The sequence below is a fragment of the Paenibacillus sp. FSL W8-0426 genome (assembly GCF_037969725.1).
Taxonomy (GTDB): domain Bacteria; phylum Bacillota; class Bacilli; order Paenibacillales; family Paenibacillaceae; genus Paenibacillus; species Paenibacillus hubeiensis.
In genome coordinates this window covers 4,566,416-4,589,875 of the sequence record NZ_CP150203.1, presented here as the reverse complement: position 1 = coordinate 4,589,875, position 23,460 = coordinate 4,566,416, and the positions used below count along the sequence as shown (strand labels likewise).

General features: G+C 53.6%; 20 protein-coding genes. 19 read left to right on the top strand and 1 reads right to left on the bottom strand.

Annotated features, from left to right (window positions below; all coding sequences use genetic code 11):
* The first annotated feature begins 61 nt into the window (after nt 1-61).
* The 13 genes from rpoZ (at nt 62) to spoVM (ending at nt 13,772) form a co-directional block, all read left to right on the top strand.
* Entirely contained in the window at nt 62-277 is a 216-nt protein-coding gene (gene rpoZ / locus MKY59_RS20470; protein ID WP_236416426.1) for a DNA-directed RNA polymerase subunit omega, read from the top strand.
* Between the two features lie 111 nt (nt 278-388).
* Nucleotides 389-1,657, top strand: a complete 1,269-nt coding sequence (coaBC, locus tag MKY59_RS20465; protein ID WP_339273475.1) for a bifunctional phosphopantothenoylcysteine decarboxylase/phosphopantothenate--cysteine ligase CoaBC — start codon at nt 389-391, stop codon at nt 1,655-1,657.
* Nucleotide 1,658: 1 nt separating this feature from the next.
* The gene (gene priA, locus MKY59_RS20460) at nt 1,659-4,208 is read left to right on the top strand and encodes a primosomal protein N' (RefSeq protein ID WP_339273473.1); all 2,550 of its coding nucleotides are present in this window, start codon (nt 1,659-1,661) and stop codon (nt 4,206-4,208) included.
* A 152-nt stretch (nt 4,209-4,360) separates the two neighbouring features.
* The gene (def, locus tag MKY59_RS20455) at nt 4,361-4,849 is read left to right on the top strand and encodes a peptide deformylase (RefSeq protein WP_236416423.1); all 489 of its coding nucleotides are present in this window, start codon (nt 4,361-4,363) and stop codon (nt 4,847-4,849) included.
* 12 nt (nt 4,850-4,861) lie between these two features.
* A complete protein-coding gene (gene fmt, locus MKY59_RS20450) occupies nt 4,862-5,815 on the top strand; it encodes a methionyl-tRNA formyltransferase (protein WP_339273470.1) in 954 nt (317 codons plus the stop codon).
* Nucleotides 5,812-7,263 (top strand): 16S rRNA (cytosine(967)-C(5))-methyltransferase RsmB, encoded by a 1,452-nt coding sequence (gene rsmB / locus MKY59_RS20445; RefSeq protein ID WP_339273468.1) that lies wholly within the window; start codon nt 5,812-5,814, stop codon nt 7,261-7,263. Before fmt ends, rsmB begins: the two co-directional genes overlap by 4 nt.
* A gap of 276 nt (nt 7,264-7,539) precedes the next feature.
* Nucleotides 7,540-8,580, top strand: a complete 1,041-nt coding sequence (rlmN, locus tag MKY59_RS20440; RefSeq protein WP_236416416.1) for a 23S rRNA (adenine(2503)-C(2))-methyltransferase RlmN — start codon at nt 7,540-7,542, stop codon at nt 8,578-8,580.
* Nucleotides 8,581-8,587: 7 nt separating this feature from the next.
* Nucleotides 8,588-9,361: a Stp1/IreP family PP2C-type Ser/Thr phosphatase gene (locus MKY59_RS20435; RefSeq protein WP_236416415.1), complete on the top strand. Its 774-nt coding sequence runs from the start codon at nt 8,588-8,590 to the stop codon at nt 9,359-9,361.
* Nucleotides 9,358-11,613, top strand: coding sequence for a Stk1 family PASTA domain-containing Ser/Thr kinase (gene pknB, locus MKY59_RS20430; RefSeq protein ID WP_236416414.1), 2,256 nt, complete (start codon nt 9,358-9,360; stop codon nt 11,611-11,613). The genes MKY59_RS20435 and pknB overlap by 4 nt, the downstream gene beginning before the upstream one ends.
* Nucleotides 11,614-11,682: 69 nt before the next feature.
* Nucleotides 11,683-12,600, top strand: coding sequence for a ribosome small subunit-dependent GTPase A (gene rsgA / locus MKY59_RS20425; protein ID WP_339273465.1), 918 nt, complete (start codon nt 11,683-11,685; stop codon nt 12,598-12,600).
* Between the two features lies 1 nt (nt 12,601).
* Nucleotides 12,602-13,261, top strand: coding sequence for a ribulose-phosphate 3-epimerase (rpe, locus tag MKY59_RS20420; RefSeq protein WP_339273464.1), 660 nt, complete (start codon nt 12,602-12,604; stop codon nt 13,259-13,261).
* Nucleotides 13,262-13,264: 3 nt separating this feature from the next.
* The gene (locus MKY59_RS20415) at nt 13,265-13,516 is read left to right on the top strand and encodes a hypothetical protein (protein WP_236416411.1); all 252 of its coding nucleotides are present in this window, start codon (nt 13,265-13,267) and stop codon (nt 13,514-13,516) included.
* Between the two features lie 175 nt (nt 13,517-13,691).
* Nucleotides 13,692-13,772, top strand: coding sequence for a stage V sporulation protein SpoVM (gene spoVM, locus MKY59_RS20410; protein WP_019424875.1), 81 nt, complete (start codon nt 13,692-13,694; stop codon nt 13,770-13,772).
* Between the two features lie 181 nt (nt 13,773-13,953).
* Here the strand turns inward: spoVM and rpmB are convergent, their stop codons facing one another.
* A complete protein-coding gene (gene rpmB, locus MKY59_RS20405; RefSeq protein WP_024631107.1) occupies nt 13,954-14,142 on the bottom strand; it encodes a 50S ribosomal protein L28 in 189 nt (62 codons plus the stop codon).
* Between the two features lie 629 nt (nt 14,143-14,771).
* Between rpmB and MKY59_RS20400 the strand changes: the two genes are divergently transcribed.
* From MKY59_RS20400 to MKY59_RS20375, 6 genes are all read left to right on the top strand, one after another.
* Entirely contained in the window at nt 14,772-16,577 is a 1,806-nt protein-coding gene (locus tag MKY59_RS20400) for a DAK2 domain-containing protein (RefSeq protein WP_236416410.1), read from the top strand.
* Between the two features lie 34 nt (nt 16,578-16,611).
* The gene (locus MKY59_RS20395; protein ID WP_339273461.1) at nt 16,612-17,478 is read left to right on the top strand and encodes a DegV family protein; all 867 of its coding nucleotides are present in this window, start codon (nt 16,612-16,614) and stop codon (nt 17,476-17,478) included.
* A gap of 7 nt (nt 17,479-17,485) precedes the next feature.
* Nucleotides 17,486-19,534: an ATP-dependent DNA helicase RecG gene (gene recG / locus MKY59_RS20390; protein ID WP_339273459.1), complete on the top strand. Its 2,049-nt coding sequence runs from the start codon at nt 17,486-17,488 to the stop codon at nt 19,532-19,534.
* A 111-nt stretch (nt 19,535-19,645) separates the two neighbouring features.
* Nucleotides 19,646-19,933, top strand: coding sequence for a stage VI sporulation protein F (locus MKY59_RS20385; protein ID WP_236416404.1), 288 nt, complete (start codon nt 19,646-19,648; stop codon nt 19,931-19,933).
* 837 nt (nt 19,934-20,770) lie between these two features.
* The gene (locus MKY59_RS20380) at nt 20,771-22,408 is read left to right on the top strand and encodes a sensor histidine kinase (protein WP_339278444.1); all 1,638 of its coding nucleotides are present in this window, start codon (nt 20,771-20,773) and stop codon (nt 22,406-22,408) included.
* Between the two features lie 23 nt (nt 22,409-22,431).
* Complete coding sequence (locus MKY59_RS20375) at nt 22,432-23,364, top strand: LytTR family DNA-binding domain-containing protein (protein ID WP_339273458.1); 933 nt, start codon at nt 22,432-22,434, stop codon at nt 23,362-23,364.
* The last annotated feature ends 96 nt before the right edge of the window (nt 23,365-23,460 follow it).

The following is a 23,460-nucleotide window of genomic DNA, read 5'->3' as shown; positions in this document are numbered from 1 at the left end:
GAGAGAAAAGTGCCGCGGCGGCGACCGGGGTTATACTAATGCAAAGAGGTGTTTTGTTAACATGCTGTATCCTTCTATTGATGAAATGATGAACAAAGTCGACAGCAAATATTCGTTGGTTGTTGCCGCATCCCGTCGTGCAAGACAGCTGCGTGAAGGGGAAAAATCGGAGCTGAGAAATCCGAAATCCCATAAGCAGGTTGGCGTGGCGCTCGAAGAAATTTATGGTGATCTGCTCGTCGTTGTCAAAGGGCAAGACGAAGAAGAGGAAGAGTAAGCCGCTTGCGGCTTTTCTTCCAATTGCATAACCCGGCATGGCCGGATTCATTCGACAACCGCAAGGTTGTTATTTTTTTCTCTACGTCTTATATATCGGGGGAAGTAACCAATGTTGAACGGTAAAAAAATCGTGCTCGGCGTAACAGGAGGCATTGCCGCTTACAAGGCGGCTACATTATGCAGCAGACTGGTGCAAAAGGGGGCGGATGTTCACGTCATCATGACGGATTCCGCAAAACAGTTTATTACCGAATTGACGCTGCAAACCCTGACCCGAAACGTTGTATACAGCGATACATTCGATGAACGGGAACCTGCGGTCGTGTCGCATATTCATTTGGCGGACCTGGCGGATCTGGTGCTCGTAGCCCCGGCTACGGCCAACACCATTGCCAAGATGGCAAATGGACTGGCGGATGACATGTTGTCGACGACCTTGCTTGCCACAACCGCTCCGGTTATGGTTGCTCCGGCCATGAATGTGCATATGTATGACCATCCGGCCGTGCGTCACAACATGCAGCTGCTCGTGGAGCGGGGTACGATGATGATCGAACCTGGCGAAGGTCTGCTTGCCTGCGGTTATGTTGGCAAAGGAAGGCTGGAGGAGCCGGAAACGATCGTGGAAGTGATCGAGCAGTACTTCGAGCAACAACAGTCGGGTATGCTGGAATCACGGGGACTGACAGATGGTCAAGCAGAACCGGCTTCGCTGCACACCGCCTTGCTTTCGGGGAAAAAAGTGGTGGTTACAGCTGGCGGTACCATTGAACGCATTGACCCTGTACGTTATATCACGAATGATTCTTCCGGCAAAATGGGGTTTGCGATCGCTGCGGCTGCGCGTGATTTGGGAGCCGAGGTAAAGCTGGTTATGGGCAATACCCAGGCAACGCCTCCCGAAGGGGTGCGGATTGTTGCCGTACAGTCGGCCCAGGATATGTATGAAGCGGTGCTGGCCGAATGGGCGGATGCCGACATCGTCGTCAAGGCCGCGGCCGTTGCAGATTACCGCCCTCAAACGGTCGCATCCCAGAAAATCAAAAAAAAGGGCGATACACTGTCCTTGGAGCTTGTGAAAAACATAGACATTCTGGAGACGCTCGGGAAACGGAAGGACCATCAATTTTTGATCGGTTTTGCGGCAGAGACCCATGATGTCGAAAGATACGCCCGCGAGAAGCTGGAGCGAAAACATTGCGATCTGATCGTCGCCAACGACGTGAGCCGGACGGATGCCGGCTTCGGCACAGATACGAACAAGGTGAATATCTATGACCGGGAAGGCCTGGTGGAAGAGCTTGAGTTGATGAGCAAGCAAGCGGTGGCACACCGGCTGTTGGCCATTGCGGCGGAGCGCATGACCGGGAGGGATTAAGATGGAGATTGCCAAGGTCATCGTCGACGTGCCCGTGAAACAGACGGACCGGCCGTTCGATTATTTGGTGCCGGAGTCCATGCGTGAATGGATCGAGATCGGCAGCAGGGTCGGGGTGCCTTTCGGGCACCGGACTGTGCAGGGCTTTGTGGTCGATTTGGTGCCGCGAACGGGGGAGGAGAACTTTAAGCTCAAACCCATTGCGGAGCTGCTCGACTTGGTTCCGCCTTTGTCCCCGGACCTGGTGGAGCTTGCGGAATGGATGAGCGAGCGATATGCCAGCAACCGGATTCTGTCGCTGCAGGTTATGGTGCCCACAGCACTGAAAGGAAAGGCCGAGCGGTACATCTCCATTGGGGAAGGGATCGACGGTCAAGCGAATGAACCAACCTCCGGGGAAGAGGTATTGTGGGCATGGGGCGAAGAATCCTCTTCCGAAAAGGTTCGGACGGACATCATCCGCTTCGTGCAGAACCGGGGCCAAGTGCCTTTACAGCAGCTGAGCCGAAAGTATCCCCATCACGCAGAGCTGATCAAAAATCTGCTGCGCACCGGCGTGCTGCTCGAAAGCCAGCTCATCAAGGATAAAATGGGTAAAAAAACATTGAAATCCGTTGCTCTCGCTGTGGATGCCGCAGCTGCGAAGGAAGCGATGGATTCGTTTCCGGCCAAGGCGCAGCGCCAGAAAGAAGTGCTGGGCTTTTTGCTGGAGATGCACGAGCTGCTGCCCATGCCGATGAAGGAATTGCTGTCCACGCTGCAGGTATCCGCTGCTACCGTCAAAGGGCTTGAGGAAAAAGGGCTGGTCGTGACCGAGGACGTCGAAGTATTCCGGGACCCTTACCAAGGGCGCAGATTCCGCGCTACCGAACCTCTTGCGCTGACTTCGGAGCAGCAAACGGTATACGAGAGCATCAGCGGCCGTTTGCGGGAACGACGCCATGGCGTTTTTTTGCTGCATGGCGTAACCGGCAGCGGCAAAACCGAAGTATATCTCCAGACGATTCAGCGCTGCATCGAACAGGATCGCCAGGCCATCGTGCTTGTTCCCGAAATCGCGCTTACCCCTCAAATGGTGGAACGTTTCAAAGGGCGCTTCGGCGACCAGGTTGCGGTGATGCATAGCCGCCTGTCCGGCGGCGAACGTTATGACGAGTGGCGGAAGATCCGTGAAGGCCGCGTCAAAGTGGCGATCGGCGCACGATCTGCCGTATTTGCCCCTTTTCGCAACCTGGGTCTCATCATTATGGACGAGGAACACGAAACCTCCTACAAGCAGGAGGAAACGCCGAAATACCACGCTCGCGACGTGGCTGTCAAACGAGGACAGCAGCATCAGGCCGTGGTCGTTCTCGGCTCGGCAACGCCATCGCTGGAAAGTTATTATGCGGCCCGTTCGCAAAGCAATGACGATTTCGCCCCTCTGTTGCTTGAAATGCACACCCGTGCGCTGGGCAACAATTTGCCTGACGTGCGGATCGTGGACATGCGTGAAGAATTAAAAGAAGGCAATCGCTCAATGTTCAGCCGTTCATTGCATAAGGCCATTGAGGAGCGATTGGAACGAGGCGAGCAGTCGGTGCTCCTGCTGAACCGCAGGGGGTACTCGACCTTTGTCATGTGCCGGAGCTGCGGTTATGTGGCCGGATGCCCCGAGTGCGATATTTCCTTGACCTACCACCAGCGTTCCAACAACCTGCGCTGCCATTACTGCGGTTATGCGGAAGCGGCGCCGGAAGTGTGTCCCGAATGCGGGAGCGAGCATATTCGCTATTTCGGAACCGGAACCCAACGGGTCGAAGAAGAACTGGCGAAGCTTTTCCCCGGCATTCGGGTCATTCGGATGGACGTGGATACAACGACGGAAAAAGGCGCTCACGAAAAGCTGCTGAAGCAGTTCCGGGAAAAAAAGGCGGACGTGCTGCTGGGCACGCAGATGGTTGCCAAAGGGCTCGATTTCCCCGACGTTACCCTGGTCGGCGTCATTACTGCCGATTCGGCGCTCAACCTGCCTGACTTCCGGGCAGCGGAGAAAACGTTCCAGCTGCTTACGCAGGTGGCCGGACGCGCAGGCCGGCATCAGCTGCCTGGCGAGGTGTTCGTGCAATCGTACACCCCTGAGCATTATTCCATCGGACATGCAAGCAGACATGACTATCTGTCCTTTGTACGCGAAGAGCTGCTGCACCGACGCAATTTGCAGTACCCGCCTTACTGCCGTTTGATTCTGGTCACATTCTCGCACGAGCAGCTGCCCGTGCTCATTCGTTTGGCGGAGAATTATGTGCGGATGCTCAAGGAACGTGCCCACGGCGCCGGTTGGTTGGGCAGCCTGGACCGATTCAGCAGCGAAGCGCTTGACGTGCTTGGACCGGTCGCCTCCCCGATCCCGCGCATCAAGAATAGATACAGATTCCAATGTATGATAAAATGGCGGGGGGATGTCGACGCCATCGGACTTGCACTGGCGACAGCGCGTCGCATGGACGATGATGTCCAGTCACAGAAGCTGCAGATCAGTCTGGATGTAGACCCGCAAATGTTGATGTAAGCTTTGCGCCATAAGGGCGGGAAGAAATTCGCTTGCGGGAATGGCCCGCAATGACAAAAAAAGCGGACGGAGACAAGCGGTCCAAACATAAATTAGATAACAACAGTTTGATATCCTGAAATTATGATAACCATTGGGAAGGTGCTTACAACATGTCAATTCGTATTATCGTGAAAGAACCGGATGAGGTGCTCCGCAAAAGAGCCAAAGAAGTCACAAAAATTACGCCAAATGTGCAAAAATTGCTGGACGATATGGCCGATACGATGTATGACGCCGAAGGCGTCGGACTTGCGGCGCCGCAGGTAGGAATTTTGAAACGCCTCATCGTCATCGATGCCGGGGACGAGCACGGATTGATCAAGATGATCAACCCGGAAATCGTCGCAAAAGAAGGCGAGCAGTTCGGACCGGAAGGATGTTTGAGCATTCCTGGCATTAATGGTGACGTTCGCCGCAGCGAAACGGTGACAGTTAAAGGCCTGGACCGCGAAGGCAACGAGTTGATCATTACGGGCAGCGGCTTGCTGGCCCGCGCATTCCAGCACGAGATTGATCACTTGGATGGCGTGCTCTTCACCGATATTGCCGAAAAGGTGTACGAAATTTCGGCGGATCAGAACGGACCTCGACGCAACTAAGGAGTGATCGATTTGAACATTGTATTTATGGGTACGCCCGAGTTCGCCGTTCCTTCGTTGGAAATGCTGCTGAACGAGGGATATAACGTCGTGGGTGTGGTGACGCAGCCCGACAAACCGCAGGGGCGGAAAAAGGTATTGACGCCCACTCCGGTGAAGGTGGCAGCCGAGCGTCACGGGCTGCCCGTATTCCAGCCGGTAAAATTGCGCGATCCGGAGTCCGTGGCCCGCTTGGCCGAATGGAAGCCGGATTTGATCGTGACGGCAGCGTTTGGGCAGATTTTGCCCAAAGCGGTATTGGACATGCCTGTTCGCGGCTGCGTGAACGTACACGGCTCCCTTTTGCCGAAATACCGCGGCGGTGCGCCGATCCAACGCTCCATTATCAATGGCGAGTCCGTAACCGGAGTTACGTTGATGTACATGGCCGAAGGTTTGGATACCGGTGACATGATTTCCCGCGTGGAAGTGCCGATTACGGATGAAGACACGTCCGGAACGATGTTTGCCAAGCTGAGCAAGGCCGGATCGGAACTGCTGCGCGAAGAAATGCCGCGTCTGATCGCAGGCGAAACGAAGGCTGTGCCGCAGGACGATGCACAGTCGACATACGCGCGCAATCTGACGCGCGAGGACGAAAAAATCGACTGGTCGCGCACGTCGCGCGAACTGTTCAATCAGGTGCGCGGTTTGGTGCCTTTTTCGGGCGCATTTTCCCTCTGGGACGAGCAGGTGTTCAAAGTGTGGGCGGTGGCCAAACCGGGCGAGCCGGGCGAAGTTTCGGTTTCCGGCAGCGAACAAGCCGAGCCGGGAACGGTGCTGCAAGCGAATGCAAACGGCATCGAGGTCCGCACCGGCGACGGTTCGATCTGGCTGACCGAAGTCCAGCCGGCAGGCAAAAAGGCGATGAAGGCGGCTGACTTTGCCCGCGGAGGCACGCTGAAGCCGGGAACGGTGCTGCGATGAGCGGCAATACATCGGGGCGGCAGCCGGGCGGTTCGCGCGACACGCGGCGTCCTGCTCCGGCTGGCCGGGGAGCCCAGGCCGATCGGCGGTCGGGGAAAGCCAAGGTTACCGCGCGTTCTCTTGCCGTCAGCGTGCTTAGCGCAGTGGAGCAGGAGGGAGCGTACAGCAACCTTGAGCTTAACCGCCGGCTGAACGAAGCCGGGCTTGGCGCGGCCGATGCGGGACTTGCGACCGAGTTGGTCTACGGAACGATTGCGCGGCGGAATACGCTTGATTATTTCTTGGAAAAATTCGTTGCCAAAGGACTGGCCAAGCTGCAGCCCTGGGTGCGCAGCCTGCTTCGGATCAGCGTATATCAGATCATGTATCTGGATCGCATTCCGGAGCATGCCGTTGTGAGCGAAGCGGTCAATTTGGCGAAAAAAATGGGGCACCAAGGCATCTCGGGCATGGTAAACGGCGTGCTGCGCAGCATGCTGCGCCAGCGCGACGAACTGCGCATTCCCGACCATTTGCCGGCCGCCGAACGGATCGCGCTGCAGCATTCCCACCCGCAATGGATGGTCGAACGCTGGATCAGCCAGTATGGCGAGGAAACGGCAGAAGCGATCTGCAAGGCCAACAACGAACCTCCGGCCGTCAGCGTGCGCGTGAACACAACGATGACGACGCGGGACAAGCTGATGCAGGAAATGGAAAGCGCGGGAGTCGAAGTGGAAGCTTCCAAGCTTAGCCCGGATGGCATCCTGGTTCGCAGCGGCGGAAATATGGCGCTAACGTCCTGGTATCGGGACGGCCTGTTGTCCGTACAGGACGAAAGTTCCATGCTGGTGGCCGAAGCCGTCTCGCCGGAAGAAGGCCATGTCGTGCTGGACTGCTGCGCGGCACCGGGCGGCAAAACCGCTCATATGGCCGAAAAGATGAAAGATCGCGGCCGGATCGTAGCCAATGATCTGCATGCGCATAAACGCCGTTTGATCATGGAGCAGGCGGAACGTTTGGGACTGGGATGCATCGATGCGATCACCGGCAATGCACTTGACTTGGACGAAAGGTATCCGGCCGGGTCCTTTGACCGAATTTTGCTGGATGCACCTTGCTCTGGCCTGGGCGTGATCCGTCGCAAGCCGGATGTCAAATGGACCAAATCTCCCGCCGATATCGCCGATATCGCGGCATTGCAGAGCGAGCTGCTTGACCGGATTGCCCCGCTGCTTAAACCGGGCGGCATTCTGGTTTACAGCACGTGCACCATTGAGCCGGACGAGAACGAGCGCATGGTAGCAAACTTCCTGAACCGGCATCCCGAGTACCGTGCCGAGAACGCCGATTGGTCCGGAGCCGAGGCGACGAAGTGGAATACCCTTCGCGGCGGTGTTCAGATATTGCCGCAAGATGCGCACAGCGACGGCTTTTTCATCGCCAGGTTGAGACGTATCGCGGACTGAACCTCCGATCGTGCCAGCAATGATGTCCGCCTTAGGAGACTATGGCGGATTTTTTGCGTCAACACCGTCCATATGGCGCTGTTCAACGGCTTTTGCTCTATTTTTCTAACCAACGGACTTGCCCTGAACCTCCCTTAATGATAGGATGCGATAGTACAAGTCGGATGTGATCATGCATGAATCGCGGGTTGCCAGGGTATACATGGATGTATGGCGGTCTTTGTGATAGAATAGAAAGAATGAAAAGATAAAGAAGGAATAGGTGTTGACAACAAAATGAAACCTTTTATATACGATTACACCCTTGAAGAACTGCAGCAATGGGCTGTGGACAACGGGGAGCCAGCCTTCCGCGGCGGTCAGATTTTCGACTGGATCTACGTGAAGCGGGTGAACGACTTCAGCGAAATGACGAATCTGTCCAAGGCGCTGCGCGCCAAACTGGCCGATCAATTCGAGTTCGTTACGCTGAACGAAATTACCAAATTCGAGTCCAAGGACGGCACGGTAAAATTCCTCTTCGGCCTTCATGACAACCATGCCATCGAGACGGTGATCATGAAACATAACTACGGCAACAGCATCTGCGTCACAACGCAGGTGGGCTGCCGAATCGGTTGCACGTTCTGCGCATCCACGCTGGGGGGATTGAAACGGAACCTGACTGCAGGCGAAATCGTCGCTCAGGTGGTGCAGGCCCAGAAAATTTTGGACGAACGCGGTGAACGGGTCAGCAGCATCGTCATCATGGGTTCGGGCGAGCCGTTCGAAAACTATGATGCAACGATGACGTTCCTGCGCATCATGATCCACGAAAAAGGGCTGAATATCGGTCAGCGGCATATCACCGTATCCACGAGCGGTATCGTGCCGAATATTTATCGTTTTGCGGACGAGGATACCCAGATCAACCTGGCGATCTCCATCCATGCGCCGAACGATGCGCTCCGTTCCAAACTGATGCCGGTAAACCGTCGTTTTCCATTTGATGACGTGATGGAATCGCTTCGTTATTACCTGGCCAAAACCGGCCGCAGAATCACGTTTGAATATGCGCTGATCGGCGGCATGAACGATCAACCGGAGCATGCAATGGAACTGGCGAGCGTGCTGAAAACGATGCTGTGCCACGTCAATTTGATTCCGGTCAACCATGTGCCTGAGCGTAAATACGTGAGAACGTCCCGCAAGGACATTTTCAATTTTCAACGCATTCTTTCGGAGCAGGGCATTAACGTAACCATTCGCCGCGAACAGGGACATGATATTGCTGCCGCTTGCGGTCAGCTTCGTGCAAAGCATATGGAGTTGGGGTGAGAGCGTTTTGATCAAAACAGTTCATGCAAGCCATATCGGACGCGTGCGTTCCGTCAATGAAGACTCTGCCTGGATTCGCGACCTGGAAACGGGCTATATATTGGGCATTGTTGCCGATGGCATGGGCGGGCATCTTGCAGGCGACACGGCAAGCCGCCTTGCGGTGGAAACGCTGGTGGGCGACCTGAGATCGCTGGAACCGGGGCTGTCCCATGCGTCCTTGTCCGCTGCGCTTAGCGATGCGATCCTCCATGCCAATGAGGTTATTTACAGTACGGCCTCCGCTAATGACAAATACCATAATATGGGCACAACGGTCGTTGCTGCCTTGTTGAACGATGCCGAAGGCGTCATTGGACATATCGGCGACAGCCGGGCTTACAAAATTTCCGGCCAACAAATGATCCAGCTGACCGAGGACCATACCCTCGTCAACGAGCTGTTCAAAAACGGTCAGATCAGCAAAGAGGACGTTACGCATCATCCCAGACGCAACGTGTTGACCCGGGCCCTCGGCACGGATGCCGAAGTGAAGGTCGACATGGATAACGTCAAGCTGGAAGAAGGGGAGGTCTTGCTGCTGTGCAGCGACGGACTCAGCAACTTGGTCAGCAATGAGCAGATCATTCGGGTTGCGGGCAATCTGGAGCTGCCGCTGGAAGAGCGTGCCGATCGTTTGCTGCAGCTGGCCCTTCTTGCCGGGGGAGACGACAATATCACCGTGGCCTTGTTTGAAATGCAGAAGGATTCCGCAGCAACGGAAACGGGGTGCGAATCATGATCGGGCACCAGCTAGGCGGACGCTATGAAATCATCGAACGTGTCGGCGGCGGCGGCATGGCTCTCGTATATAAAGCTCAGGATCTTCTGCTGAATCGGTTCGTGGCGATCAAGGTGCTTCGCCAGCAGTTTGTTCATGACGAAGAATTCATCCGCCGTTTCCGCAGGGAGGCGCAATCGGCGGCATCGCTGTCGCACCCGAACGTGGTCAGCATTTACGATGTCGGCCAAGAGGATGACGTCCACTACATCGTCATGGAGTATGTGGAAGGCAAAAACCTGAACGAAATCATCAAAGAACGGGCGCCCCTGCAGGTTGACGAGGCGGTGCGCATCGCTTCCCAGATTGCGGACGCTTTGGACCATGCGCATCATAACCAAATCATTCATCGAGACATTAAGCCGCACAACATTTTGATCGGCAGAAACGGCCGGGTAAAGGTCACCGATTTCGGCATCGCACGGGCTGTGACGTCGACAACGATCACGCAGACCGGTTCGGTGGTCGGTTCGGTCCATTATTTTTCGCCGGAGCATGCCAAAGGCATCGTTACCGGAGAGAAGTCGGACTTGTATTCGCTTGGCATCGTGCTGTATCAAATGCTGACTGGCCAGCTTCCGTTCCTGGGCGAAAGTCCGATCAGCGTTGCCCTGAAGCATCTTCAGGAAGAGTTTGATGAACCGCGCAAATTCAATCCGTTGATCCCGCAAAGCGTGGAAAACATCATTCTGAAATCGATGCGCAAAAATCCGCATGAGCGTTATCAGTCCGCCAGGGAAATGCAAGAGGACCTGGAAACCTGTCTTCTTCCCGAGCGGCGGAACGAAACCAAAATCGATTTTGCCGATGAGGACGATGCGGACCAGACCCGCGTTATGCCGGCCATTAAGCCTGAACCGAGAGGCGTGACCACGACGGGCGCAATGCCTACGATGGAACCAAAGGAAGAGGCCGGACAACATAAAAGCAAGTCCAAAGGCTGGAAAAAGCCGACATTGCTCATTTCGCTTACTGTTCTTATTCTGGCCGCAATGGTCGGTGTTGTCATTTATGTCAAAGGCATGCTGGTGGTTCCGGAAGTGACCGTTCCGAATGTCGTTAACCAGACGGAGGAAGCTGCGCGCCAAACGCTGCAGGATAAAGGGTTAGTCGTAAGCGATGAAGTGATCCGGATGTATCAAGAAGGCGTTGACCCGGGGATGGTTTATGCCCAGAGCCGTAATGAGGGGGAAATCGTCAAGGAAGGCACCGAGATTCAGCTGAGCGTCGGGGCGGAGAAGGAATCCGTCAAAATGATCGACGTGAAGAACATTCCGTACGACGAGGCCGTCAAAAGATTGACCAGCGAGCTGGGCATCAAGGAAAGCCAGATCAAGCGGGATAACGCATATTCAACCGAGGTGTCGTCAGGCAATGTCATTTCGCAGACGCCTGGCGTAAACGAGGATTTCGACCTCGAGGCCGGTGAAATTGTTCTAACCGTAAGCCAAGGTGTAGAAACGGTCAAAATGCCGGATCTGAAAAACAAAACCCGCAGCGAAGCGGAGGAGATGTTGAAAAACGCCGGACTAACGCTCGCCCAGGTGAAGGAAGAGCCGAGTTATACGGTTGACTCCGGCAAGGTAACCCAGCAGTGGCCTGTGGAAGCTGGCGGGGAAGTAAGTCCCGGCGACAAAATTACGATCTATGTCAGCACGGGATACCCGCCTGAAGCCTTAAGATACAATTTCAACATAATGGTCGCACCAAAAGAAGAAGGCAAAACCAGCAAAATCCGGATTACGTTTGAGGATGCCCGCGGCAAGAGCCAAGAGTGGGGAACGCAATCCATTAACTCCACCCAGACGCTCAGCGTACCGCTAGTGCTGGCTCCGAATGAAAATGGGGCTGTCTCCGTTTACCGCGACGGCAAGTTCCTGGATACGTATCTCGTATCTTACGGGGAAGCCAAAAACGGAACGGTAAACGTGCCTTCGATCGAACCGGAGACCGTTACACCGCCGCCTGAAAAGCAGGAACCTGAAACGGGTGGCGAAAGTGGAGGCGGAGGCGGTGCCGAAGACGGAAGCGGAGGCATAGACGACGGCAGCGGAGCGGCGAATGAAGGAACCGAAGAGCCGTCCACGCCGGTAGATGGTGAAGAAGAAGGAGACGTAGAAGGAGAAGCCTCCGACACGTCGGCGATCAATAGCCATGGTAACAAGGAGAAAGGCAAGAAAAAGGAAGTTATTAACGCATCAGGCCGTCCGTAAGGACGGCTTATGCTGGCGTTTGGGGTCTATGCCATATCGCGCAGAACGAAAAGGAGGGCGACGGAGCTAATGCCGGAGGGTATCATTGTCAAAGCGCTAAGCGGTTATTACTATGTCATGCCACTGGAAGACGGAGGGGTGCCTTCGGTTGAAGGCTCCGCCGTTCAATGCAGAGCCAGGGGCGTGTTCAAGAAAAAGGGAATCTCCCCGCTCGTGGGCGATCGCGTGGATTACGTGCTGACCGAAAACGGCGAAGGAACCGTGGATCGGATCCATGCCCGTGAGACGGAGCTGATTCGTCCGCCTGTAGCCAACGTCAATTTGGCGGTACTGCTGTTTTCCGTTAAGGAGCCGGATATGAATCTGAACTTGCTGGACAAGTTTCTCGTTCATATCGAACAAGCGGGGCTGGATGCCCTGATCGTGCTGACCAAGCAGGATTTGGCCGATCCCGAGGCCGATGGCCGGGACACGGTTGCCGATGTGAAGGCCATGTATAGACAGATCGGTTATGAGGTCATTTCGACCAGTTCCCGAACGGGAGAGGGCAGCGAACTGCTCAAAGAGCGGCTGGCAGGTCGAATCAGCGTATTTTCGGGTCAGTCGGGCGTGGGCAAATCATCCATGCTGAATGCGCTGGTCCCGGGCCTTTCGTTGGAAACGAGTGAAATCAGCATGCGGCTTGGCCGGGGAAGGCATACGACGAGGCATGTGGAATTGATTCCGCTCCATAATGGCGGTTTTGTCGCCGATACGCCGGGGTTCAGCCAGCTGGATTTTCTCGAAATCGGGGTGGAGGAATTGTCCACCTGCTTCCGGGAATTCGCCCAGTATGCGGACGAATGTAAATTCCGCGGCTGTACCCATACCCATGAACCGGGCTGCCGAGTCATTGCAGCCAAAGAGGACGGGTTGATTGCAGAGAGCCGATACCGGCACTATGAACAGTTTTTAAACGAAATGAAAGAAAAGAAGCGGAGGTACTAACATGATTAAAATTGCTCCATCCATATTGTCAGCCGATTTTGCCAGTCTTGGCGCAGAAGTTGCCGCAGCCGAAGCAGCGGGAGGGGATTGGATTCACGTCGACGTCATGGACGGTCACTTCGTTCCCAACATTACGCTGGGACCAGCGATTGTCAAGGCGATTGCTCCGCATACCAGCCTGCCGCTGGACGTGCATCTGATGATTGAAAATCCCGAGCGTTACGTCGAGGAGTTTGCGAAAGCGGGAGCTGCAGTCATTACCGTGCATGCCGAAGCTTGCGTGCACCTGCACCGGGTCATTCACTTGATCAAGGAATACGGCATCAAGGCCGGCGTGGCCCTTAATCCGGGGACACCAGCCACGGCTATCCAGGAAGTGCTTGACGATGTGGATTTGGTTCTCGTAATGACCGTAAATCCCGGTTTTGGCGGACAAGCCTTTATTTCGGGCACCCTGAACAAAATCAAACAGATTCGTACCTGGCTGAATGAACGAGGCCGTCAAGACGTACATATCGAAGTGGACGGCGGCATTGCGGCCGATACGGCACCGCTTGTTGTGAAGGCAGGAGCGGACGTGCTGGTTGCCGGCAGCGCGGTATTCGGCCGTGAGGATCGCGCGGCTGCGATTGCGGATATCCGCCGTAGTTACGAGGGGTAAGGCATGAACCTCAGGGAAACGCTATGGACGATGGGGGCAAGCCTTGCAACCGGTTTGGTACTCGCGCTTTTTGCGGTCGTACAATCCCCGTTTAATGCCATCATGTCCTTGGTCGGGGTCGGCGTGGTCATCATGTATTTTCGCAAATTCGACCGGACCGGGCTGCGGGTTACCTTCGTCATTTTCAGCATTCTGTATTATTTGTTAAGTGTATTCATGATCGCCGTTTATCAATATGTTCCTCCCCAAGCATGACCGGTCCGTTATTCGGGCTTGTCACGGTGGAATAGGGACAACGCTTTTCGCATAAGTATGGTTACGTGAGCAGGTTTCTCATGTAGCCTTTTTTGTCGTAGAGGTTAATGGGCGGCAAGCAAGGCATGAAGCATAGGATAGGGCGGATGCATGAGCATGATAGGGAGGGTGAAGCATGAAATTTTACACATTCAAACTGCCGAAGTTTCTGGGAGGGTTTGTCAAGGCGATTCTTAATACGTTTCAGAAAAATTGAAGCATGTTTCAGACGAATACCGCCGCGGGCAGCAGTGAAAGGGTTCGGGCTTGGACAGAGTCCCGGCAGCGCTGTGCGGCGGCTGTTTTCATGTTTTGGAACGATTTCGGCATACGAAAAAAGCACCTGCATGAGAACAAGGTGCTTTTTGCTATCCGATGTAAGGGTGCTATGCGTGAAATTATACGCGAGTCACTTTACCGGCTTTCAGTGCGCGGGTGCTTACGTATACACGTTTCGGTTTACCGTTCACGAGAATGCGTACTTTTTGAACGTTTACGCCCCAAGAACGACGGTTACGGTTGTTAGCGTGGGATACGTGGTTACCGGTGCCCGGTTTCTTACCTGTCACATAACATTTGCGAGACATAGATTACACCTCCTATCCATAATAACCAGTTGTCCAAGGGGAAGACTCGTGTCATTCCGAATGGACCAATTGTTCTTCCTGATCGAAAAGACCAGGCTCCAGTAGCTAATGGCGTTGTTCAAGCCGGCATGGCCGGATCATTTCCATTACTAAACCTGCATAAAACAATACTCGAATATAATATCATATTGAAAAAAGCTTCGTCAACTGATCCAAAAACTTTATTTATTTCTCATGTCTAATATAGTACAATGTTGAATAGTCCATAATATAGCGGTGAGGAGTCATTGCCGCGTAAAGCAGAGCAATATCGGCCTGGGGCCGACGTTCTTCCTGTTTGGCAATGCTGTGCACCGTGAACCCATCACTGGCACCAGTCTCCATGCGGCATTCATGCCGGCTCTCGATACCGGTGCATATCCGTATGCCCCGAGATGGGGGATGCGAGTTCACGGGCTTTCGGTGGCCTGGCCGCCCAGACCGTGATTCGGGACGACATCATGAAATTGTATGCCTGTGCCGGACAAGGTATGGACGAAGAATGGCGTGACGAGCGTCACGCATGAACAGACCAGAACACTTCTTGGTGCAAGATGTTCGTGTATCAAGCTAGGAAGGGGAATTCTCACTTGAGTATACGTTCTTTAAATGGAACAGATTTTACCGCAATGGTCCTTGCCGGAGCGGAACAACTTGGACAGCATGCAGAGCACGTCAATTCCCTGAATGTGTTCCCTGTGCCTGATGGCGACACGGGAACGAACATGAATTTGACAATGACCGCCGGCGTTGCCGAAATCAAACGCAAAAGTTCGGCTTCCATCGGCGAAGCAGCCGGGATTCTTTCGAAAGGGCTGCTGATGGGTGCAAGGGGCAATTCGGGCGTTATTCTGTCGCAGCTGTTTCGCGGCTTCAGCCGTGCAGCGGCTTCCCAGGATGAACTGAACACGCTTCAGTTTGCCGCAGCTCTCCAAAGCGGCGTGGATACGGCATACAAAGCCGTGGTCAAACCCGTCGAAGGAACCATTCTTACCGTAGCCAAAGAGGCAGCCAAGCATGCCACGTACTACGCTAGACGGACGAATGACGTAACGGAATTGATGAACGAAGTCTTATTAAAAGCAAAAGAGGCGTTGGCCAAAACTCCCGAATTGCTGCCTGTGCTTAAACAGGTCGGCGTCGTGGATTCTGGTGGCCAGGGGCTTGTATATATTTATGAGGGATTTATGGAAGCGCTGCGGCAAACCGATGGCAGCGGCTTTGTTTCCAAACCCGAGGCACCACAGACTGCCCCGGCGGCTCCGGTCAAATCCGTGCCAGCCGTTGAACCGGTTCACATGCCGGCGGCACAGCAGGTCATCGCTCCGGAAATGCCGTTATCGGCTCAGGCTCGCCTGGATACGGAAGATATCGAATTCCTGTACGATATGGAATTTTTCATTAATCGCCAGCTGGGAGATCACGCCGGAACCACTTTCGATGACGAGGCATTCCGGAAAGCGTTGTCAGTCAATGGGGATTCCATTATCGTAATTGCCGATGACGAAGTCATTAAGGTCCATGTGCATTCCAAAACGCCAGGGGATGTGCTTAACCTAGCGCTTCGCTATGGCGAAATTACGCAAATTCACATCCTCAATATGCGGGAACAGCATCGTGAGCTGCTGACGGCAGGCATGGATATCGCTCCTTCGCCCGAGTTGTTTGCGGAGATCCCGCCGGAAGAGGTACGCAGCCCGGAAACGGCTGAACCTCCGGCAGTCGAAATGGCCCCATACGGATTTATTGCTGTCTCCTCCGGAGAGGGCATTGCCGATATCTTTCAAAGTCTTGGCGTGGACATCGTGCTGTCTGGCGGACAGACGATGAATCCGAGCACGGAGGACTTCGTCAATGCAGTGCGTTCCATCGCGGCTGAACAGGTATTCATTTTGCCAAACAACTCGAACATCGTGCTTGCGGCTGAGCAGGCCCGTGAATTGTTGGAAGGCGAACGCCGCATTACGGTCATTCCGAGCAAAACGATTCCGCAGGGAATGGCAGCAGCCTTTGCGTTCCAGGAGGACGAATCTCCGGAGACGAACCGCGAGCAGATGCTTGAAGCGATCGGCCGTGTTCAATCAGGACAGGTAACTCATGCTGTCCGGGATACCCAGTATGATGAGCTGGACATCAAGGCAGGGCACTATATCGCGATCCACAATTCCAAAATCGTGGCTGCGGACGAAAGCCTGCTTCAGGCTTGCGAAGGTCTGATGCAGCAGATGATGGATCACGGGGATGAAGTGGTTACCATCCTGGAAGGGGAGGAAGCCAATCCGGAAACTACCGCCGATCTGGTCGCGTGGATGGAAGAACGATACCCTGATGCAGAGATTGAGGTTCATCCCGGCGGACAGCCCGTGTACTATTATCTGTTCTCGGTAGAGGCATAACACTCGGCCCCTACTGCGACGAGGAGGGAATCACATGAGCCACAAGGTAGCCATCGTCACCGACAGCACCGCCGACATCCCGGAGGAACTGGTTCGCAAATACGGAATTCATGTCGTTTCATTGCGCGTGCTTTTTGGGGAAGAGACTTATGCGGACGGGGTGGATCTGACCCCGAAGCAGTTTTACACCAAGCTGGGGCAAGCCGCAGCCCTGCCTACGACGTCCCAGCCTTCTCCGACGGAATTCATGAATGTCTACCAGTCATTGCTGGATGAAGATCCGGAAAGGCCCATCGTCTCCATCCATTTGTCATCCGGTATGAGCGGTACGTATCAGTCGGCTTTGCTCGGCAAATCGCTGCTCGAACATGAGTCGGACATGATTACGGTGCTGGATTCCAAGTCCGCGTCGTACGGATACGGTTTGCTTGTCGTGCAGGCGGCTGAGCTGGCAGAGCAGGGCAAGTCTGCCGCGGATATCAAGACCGCCGTTCAAGCGCTGCAGCGGGGCCGCAAGCTGTTTTTCCTGGTGGACTCGCTGGAGTATTTGCAAAAAGGTGGGCGGATCGGCAAGGCTGCGGCCATATTCGGCGCATTGCTGAATATTAAACCGATCCTTTCCATTGATGACGAAGGCATCATTTATGCCGTCGAGAAAGTCAGAGGCCATAAAAAAGCGATGGCACGCATCATTGAGCTGTTTCAGCAGGATTTTGCGGGAGCGCGCGTGAACGTGGCAGTCGGTCATACGGCCGATCCTGACGCTGCGCTAGCCTGCGCCGAGCAATTGCGGGAACATTTTACGCTGAATGAAGTGGTCTATACCAATATCGGGGCCGTCATTGGCAGCCATGTTGGTCCGGGTGTCATTGCCATCTTTATGTGGCCTGTTCCGGAATGAGGGATGAATGATGAATTTGGATCAAATATCGGTAAAACAAATTAACGGCGTGAGTGCTCTCAAAGAGGGAGAGCTTCACGCCTTTGGCATCTCTACTGTCAAAGACCTGCTTGAATATTATCCGTTTCGATACGAGGATTACCGCCTTCGCTCGCTCAGTGAAGTGAAAGACGGGGATAAAATAACGGTACAAGGCAAAGTGATGGGCGTGCCGGTACTGCAGCGGTATGGCAAAAAGTCTCGTCTTACCTGTAAAGTGATGACGGAGGAATGGATGATAACGGCAACATGGTTTAATCGTCATTTCCTGAAAGACCAGCTGACGCCGAACCGCGAAATCGTTTTGACGGGAAAATGGGAACAGAAACGAATGCAGCTGACCGTGGCGGACTCGGAATTTCCGGACAAGGGAACGGGCCGTTCCGGCACGCTGCAGCCGGTGTATTCGGTGACCGGCAAAATTACGCAATCTTGGATGCGCAAAACGATTCATCAAGGACTCGTTCAATTCGGCGACATGATTCCCGAAATTTTGCCGCCTTCGTTGATGAGCAAATACGGATTCATGCCGCGCAAACAAGCGATAGCCGGCATCCATCATCCACAGGATAACAGGGATGGACTACAAGCCAGGCAGCGCATGGTTTATGAGGAGCTGTTCCTGTTCCAGCTCAAGATGCAGGCCTATCGCGCTTTGAACCGCGATCGTATGGATGGGGTTGTACACACGACCGACAATGCAACGATCCGGGAGTTCGTGCGCAGTCTGCCGTTTGAATTGACGGATGCGCAAAAAAAAGTCGAGCTGGAGATTTTGCACGACATGCGTTCCCCGTATTCCATGAATCGGCTGCTTCAAGGGGATGTAGGATCAGGCAAAACCATTATTGCGGCCATCGCGCTTTATACGACGGTTCGCTCCGGCTTTCAGGGGGCGCTGATGGTGCCGACGGAAATTTTGGCGGAGCAGCATATGAAGTCTTTGCAGAAACTGTTCGAACCATTCGGCGTGACGGTCGGGCTGCTGACAGGCAGCGTAAATGGACGCAAACGCAAGGACCTGATCGCGTCCCTGCAAATGGGCTTGATCGATATCGTTGTGGGGACGCACGCATTGATCCAGGAGGACGTTTTTTTCCGCGCGCTTGGATTGGTTGTGACGGATGAGCAGCATCGTTTCGGGGTAAATCAGCGCAGCGTTCTGCGGCGTAAAGGGTATAATCCGGACGTGCTGACGATGACTGCGACGCCGATCCCGCGCACGCTGGCGATTACGGCGTTCGGAGATATCGACGTATCGACCATTTCCGAGCGCCCGAAAGGCCGTATCCCAATCTCCACGTATTGGGTCAAGCATGACAAGATGGATCGGGTGCTCGGATTTATTTCCCGCGAGGTGGATCAGGGTCGGCAGGCGTATCTCATTTGCCCGCTCATCGAGGAGTCGGACAAGCTGGACGTGCAAAACGCGATCGATTTGCATGTGCAGATGCAGCAGCATTTTCCGAACTACAAGGTGGGTTTGCTCCATGGACGAATGACGGCTTCGGAAAAAGAAGAAGTCATGCGTTCATTCTATGACAATGAAACGCACTTGCTGGTTTCCACTACGGTCATCGAGGTTGGCGTCGACGTGCCGAACGCCACGCTGATGGTCATCATGGATGCCGACCGCTTTGGCTTGTCCCAGCTGCATCAGCTGCGGGGTCGGGTAGGACGTGGCGCCCATGCTTCCTTTTGCGTGTTGATTGCCGATCCCAAATCCGAGGTAGGGCAGGAACGCATGAAGGTGATGACCGAAACCGATGACGGTTTCGAGGTGTCGCGGCGGGATCTCGATTTGCGCGGTCCTGGTGATTTTTTCGGAACCAAGCAAAGCGGCATGCCGGAGTTTCGGCTGGCGGACATGGTTGCCGATTTCGCCGTATTGGAGCAAACCCGGGATGATGTTTCCAATCTGATTGCCGATCCCGGCTTTTGGACCTCTGCCCAGTATGCCCCGCTCCGCGACTATTTACAGCAACAGCAAGTATTTCAAGGGGATCTGATCGACTAAGCATGACCGTCTCAAACGTTTTGCACATCTTCTTCTGAAAAGGGTCAACTGTACAAGCCCTCCCGTCATAAGTATAGACAGTGATTCAAACTTCGGGAGGTGCTATAGACGTTGGGTTATCAACAATATGGAATCAGTCCGCAGCTGGTGGAGCGGGTCAAATTGAAAATGAAAAATCCTGCCATCAAAGAGCGGGTCAAAAAGCTGATTGAAGGTGTGACCAAGACGGATCTCCAGGACCGGGCGAAGGTGCGCAGGCTGATCAAGTCGTCGGCGCTCATCATGAACGAGCATTTTTCGCCTGCGCAAGAGGAGCAGTTCGTCAATTTCGTCATTGCTCAGAAGATCGATCCGAACAATACGTTTCATTTGATTAAGCTGTGGGGCATGTTTAGGTGAGGGGATCGATGTAAGGCAAATGGTTAAAAGAAATTCATTATGTTACACGAGAGCACTGCGATGCCAGAACAACCTTCCGATCGCTGTTATCTCCAAATTTTTTTGATTAGTTTTATAAGGTTAAAATTTGGTGCTAAAGGCGAGCGCTTCGCTTCTCCAGGTTTTTTCTGTCCTCTCCGTTTGGTGTAACAAAAACTTCTTTTAAAAGTGCATTTCATCGATGAGATAGGATGTAATAGGTGGGCGGCCATTTTTGAGATGGCCGTCTTTGTTTTTTGTAGGTCCTGCTTCGATGAAACATACGTGATTGGCGTTAGGTTGACGTGTGGCCACTCCGACTGCAGTACCATCTTCCGATCGCTGTTATCCCCGGATTTCTTCTGATTTAAAATTTGATTATGGTAGAAATTCGTTGCTAAAGGCGAACGCTGCGCTTCTCCAGATTGGTTCTGCATTCTCCGTTACGCGTAAACGTGGACTATTTTTAAAATGGCTTATATCGAACTGGAGGTATGATTAAAGGTTAGGATTTGTTGCTAAGCCTATGCTTCCGATGCAGCTTTCTTTTAGAAAGCTTTTAGGCGAGCGCTTCGCTTCTCCAGGTTTTTTCTGTCTTCTCCGTTTGGTGTAACAAAAGAAACTTCTTTTAAAAATGCATTTCATCGATGAGATAGGATGATGTAATAGGTGGGCGGCCATTTTTGAGATGGTCGTCTTTGTTTTTTGTAGGTCCTGCTTCCATGAAACGTACGTCGATTGACGTTTGGGTTATAATATCAATGTTATGATTTTTGTTTCGGACTTGAAGGAGGTGCGCCGTTGGGCGAAATATTTACGATGCTGCTTGGGTTGTTCGAGCGGGCGGCGCTGCTGATCATTTTTTTGTTCTTTCTGTCGCGGGTGCCGCGGTTCAGGCAAATTTTGCAGAAGGACAAGCTGCGGTGGCAGGAAGTGACGGTGGTTACTCTTCTGTTTTGCGCATTTGCCATCTTTGGTACGTATACGGGCATCAATGTGGAAGGTTCGCTTGTGAATGTTCGCATTATCGCGATCATGTCTGGAGGGATATTGTTCGGCGCGCCAGTAGGGATTATTACAGGACTTGTATCTGGCGTGCATCGTTATCTGATCGACATGAATGGCGTGACAGCCATTCCATGCTTGATTACGAGCATCCTCGCTGGATTGGTGTCGGGCTCTATTCATAAATACACACCCAAGTCCAAACGCTGGCTGGTCGGCATTGCGGCCGGCATGATTTGTGAAGCGCTGACGATGCTGCTTATTTTGTTATATTCCTATCCGGATCCTGTGGGGGCTGATATCGTATCGAAGATTGCGCTGCCGATGATTCTGGGTGAAATCAACATCGGATTGATCGTGCTGCTGGTGCAGAGCGTGGAAGGGGAAAAAGAAATGATCGCAGCCCGCCAGGCCAAGCTGGCACTGGAGATCGCCAACAAAACGCTGCCCTATTTCCGTTCCATCGACGAAGATTCGCTGCGCACGATCTGCCGCATCATTCGGGACGACATTCAGGCAGATGCCGTAGCCATTACGGATACGAGGAATGTGCTTGCTTATGTCGGATTTGGCGAGGAACGGTACCATATCGGCAACGAAATCATCAGCGAGATGACGAAACGCACGATTGCGAGCGGCGAGATTACGATCAGCAATGATGTCACCGACGAGAAAACGCCGGACATCCATTCGCTGCTCATCATACCGCTGAAGGAGCGCGGGGAAGTGACGGGGGCGCTCAAGCTCTATTACCGCAAAGCGTACAAAATCACATACCCGCTGCAAACGATGGCGGTAGGTTTGTCCCAGATCATCTCCACCCAGATGGAGGTATCCCGGGTCGAAGAGATGAAGGCTGCCGCGAACAAAGCGGAGCTGCGCGCGCTCCAGACGACGATCCATCCGCATTTCCTGTTCAATGCGCTCAATGCGATCGGTTCCTCGATTCGAACGAACCCGGATCGGGCCCGCGAGTTGATCGTTAATCTTTCCGGTTACATGCGATACAATTTGGAGTTATCGGATGAACTGATCGACATTCACAAGGAGCTGGAACAGGTCCGGAACTATGTGGAGATCGAAAAGGCACGTTTTGGCAGCAGGCTGCGGGTGATCTACGATATTGACGAGGTGGCCGTGCACATTCCAAGCTTGGTCATCCAGCCATTGGTCGAAAACGCGATCATTCACGGCATACTCAAAACGAAAGGTCCTGGGACGGTATGCATTCAGGTGCGGGAACAGCCGGACGCGGTGCGGATCAGCGTTAGCGATACGGGCGCAGGCATCAGCGAGGATATTATCGACAAGGTGTACCATGACCGTATGCCTGGCAATCAGATCGGGTTATACAACGTGCACCGGCGCGTGAAACTGATGTATGGACAAGGGCTGACGATCCGGCGGCTTGAGCAAGGGACGGAAATTCGTTTTGACGTACCGAAAAGATAATGGCTGAAGAGGTGAAGCGGAACATGAGAGCACTCATTGTTGAAGATGAAATCCCCGCTAGCGAGGAACTGAATTACCTGATACGCGCGCATAGCGCTATTGAAGTGGTGGACTGCCTGGAGGATGGGCTGGATGTGCTGAAATTTTTGCAGGAGCAGGAAGTGGATGTCATTTTCCTTGATATCAACATTCCGTCCCTGGATGGCATGATGTTGGCCCACCACATCGGCATGTTTGCCCGAAAGCCCTACATCGTATTTACCACGGCATATAAGGAGCATGCGGCAGAAGCCTTTGAGCTGGAGGCCTTTGATTATATTCTGAAACCGTATGATGAGAAGCGGATTGCTGCCATGTTGAAGAAATTAGAGGCTGCTTTTCGACGGGACCATGCAGAACCAGGCGAGGGTACAAAAACCTCGGAAACCATGGAATCCGGATATGCACAAATCGCGAGTCAAACGGCCTCGAATGTACATGCTGTCCCAATGAAGGCTGTTGAAGGACAGCCAAACATGGAGCACCCTGGCATCGGCGGACATGTGGGGGAAGGGGGAACGAGTTCCGGAGAAAAGCATGCTGGAACTGGAACGCATTCCGCTGCTGTACAAGGCACGAGCGTAACAAGCGGCAAAATCAATTTGCTGCGCAATGACAACATCATCGTCACGGATCCGGCGGACATTTATTATGCGGAAGCGCAAGAGAAGGTCACGAAGGTGTATGCCAAAAGCGGGGAGTACACGATGCCTGTCAGCATTTCGGATTTTCACGCACGTTTGCCTCAGGAAATGTTCTTCCGGTGCCATCGCTCGTATTTGGTCAATCTGTCCCAGATTCGCGAAATCGTGCCCTGGTTCAACAATACGTACCTGCTTCGCTTGCGGGATCTGGAGGCCGAAGTTCCGGTCAGCCGCGGAAAGGTCAAAGAATTCAGGCAGCTCATGCGTATTTGACGGCAATTCATTCCGCATTTGATGCAACTCATGCCGAAATGGACGTTATGAATCCCCTTTCATGTATGATGGGTTTGTAAAGGAAAGGTATTCAGA

Coding starts and splice junctions, on each gene's coding strand:
- rpoZ (WP_236416426.1), top strand. CDS start 62: ATGCTGTATCCTTCTATTGATGAAATGATGAACAAAGTCGACAGCAAA.
- coaBC (WP_339273475.1), top strand. CDS start 389: ATGTTGAACGGTAAAAAAATCGTGCTCGGCGTAACAGGAGGCATTGCC.
- priA (WP_339273473.1), top strand. CDS start 1,659: ATGGAGATTGCCAAGGTCATCGTCGACGTGCCCGTGAAACAGACGGAC.
- def (WP_236416423.1), top strand. CDS start 4,361: ATGTCAATTCGTATTATCGTGAAAGAACCGGATGAGGTGCTCCGCAAA.
- rsmB (WP_339273468.1), top strand. CDS start 5,812: ATGAGCGGCAATACATCGGGGCGGCAGCCGGGCGGTTCGCGCGACACG.
- rlmN (WP_236416416.1), top strand. CDS start 7,540: ATGAAACCTTTTATATACGATTACACCCTTGAAGAACTGCAGCAATGG.
- pknB (WP_236416414.1), top strand. CDS start 9,358: ATGATCGGGCACCAGCTAGGCGGACGCTATGAAATCATCGAACGTGTC.
- rsgA (WP_339273465.1), top strand. CDS start 11,683: ATGCCGGAGGGTATCATTGTCAAAGCGCTAAGCGGTTATTACTATGTC.
- rpe (WP_339273464.1), top strand. CDS start 12,602: ATGATTAAAATTGCTCCATCCATATTGTCAGCCGATTTTGCCAGTCTT.
- MKY59_RS20415 (WP_236416411.1), top strand. CDS start 13,265: ATGAACCTCAGGGAAACGCTATGGACGATGGGGGCAAGCCTTGCAACC.
- spoVM (WP_019424875.1), top strand. CDS start 13,692: ATGAAATTTTACACATTCAAACTGCCGAAGTTTCTGGGAGGGTTTGTC.
- rpmB (WP_024631107.1), bottom strand. CDS start 14,142: ATGTCTCGCAAATGTTATGTGACAGGTAAGAAACCGGGCACCGGTAAC.
- MKY59_RS20395 (WP_339273461.1), top strand. CDS start 16,612: ATGAGCCACAAGGTAGCCATCGTCACCGACAGCACCGCCGACATCCCG.
- recG (WP_339273459.1), top strand. CDS start 17,486: ATGATGAATTTGGATCAAATATCGGTAAAACAAATTAACGGCGTGAGT.
- MKY59_RS20380 (WP_339278444.1), top strand. CDS start 20,771: ATGCTGCTTGGGTTGTTCGAGCGGGCGGCGCTGCTGATCATTTTTTTG.
- MKY59_RS20375 (WP_339273458.1), top strand. CDS start 22,432: ATGAGAGCACTCATTGTTGAAGATGAAATCCCCGCTAGCGAGGAACTG.